Below are 742 nucleotides of genomic sequence, written 5' to 3'. Positions count from 1 at the left end.
GGCTATCTGGATGCTGTTTGGGCTATTGGTAAAACCATTCGTCCAGATGCTTTGGTCTAATTTCTCGGTCCAGGGAAAAGGTAAGGCCGGGACAACGGTAATGTTTACGTTCTCTAAGGATAGATGCTGCTGTGCTTTTACTACCACTTCTTCAATCATTCTTTTGACTTCTTCAGTATCCCATGCATACGTCAATGCTTCTTCTTTGCCAAGTTGTACAAATTGCAGCAGGCGAAAACGCTGGGCAATTTGTTTCCAGTCCTTCATCCAGCTTTTATCCGTGATAAGGGGCTCAAACTGATTCGCTAAATATTCCTCGATCGTCTCTTTTTGTTCGAAGAGGACGTATGGAGTCAGTTGATTGATTGTATTCATTTTACCTACCTCCTAATTTAAGGAATTATAACACACGTCGAACTATAATTTAGAAAATAAAAATAATTGAATCTTTTTGGAGTTCAGGACGTAAATAAGTCAATAAAATTATAGATAATAGAAACGGGTCTAATCAAAAAGTGGATAAAACAAAAAGAAAAGGGGATATTTAGGGACAGAACCTAGCTGGTTTTCGGGGTCACATTAACTCTATTATTTTTCCTTTCCTATTTTAACTTAAGGGTTGTCTGGCACATCCTTTACCTAACGACTCAACATATACCGGCAATCGTATTTTTCCTGCTGGTCCTGTTTATTGTCCTGTCTGTCATCTTGGTCCTTTCCCGTGAATTCACCAAGCACTTTT

The 742-nt window shown here is 38.8% G+C and carries 1 pseudogene; it reads right to left on the bottom strand.

Going from position 1 to position 742, the window contains the following annotated elements:
- A pseudogene (locus tag KW93_RS12510) lies at positions 1–375 on the bottom strand (DUF2268 domain-containing putative Zn-dependent protease); the annotation flags it as partial.
- Positions 376–742 lie beyond the last annotated feature (367 nt).

The organism is Planococcus sp. CAU13, assembly GCF_000775575.1.
Lineage (GTDB): Bacteria > Bacillota > Bacilli > Bacillales_A > Planococcaceae > Planococcus.
Note: the sequence above shows the minus strand (reverse complement) of the source record. Positions and strands in the feature narration are given on the sequence as shown.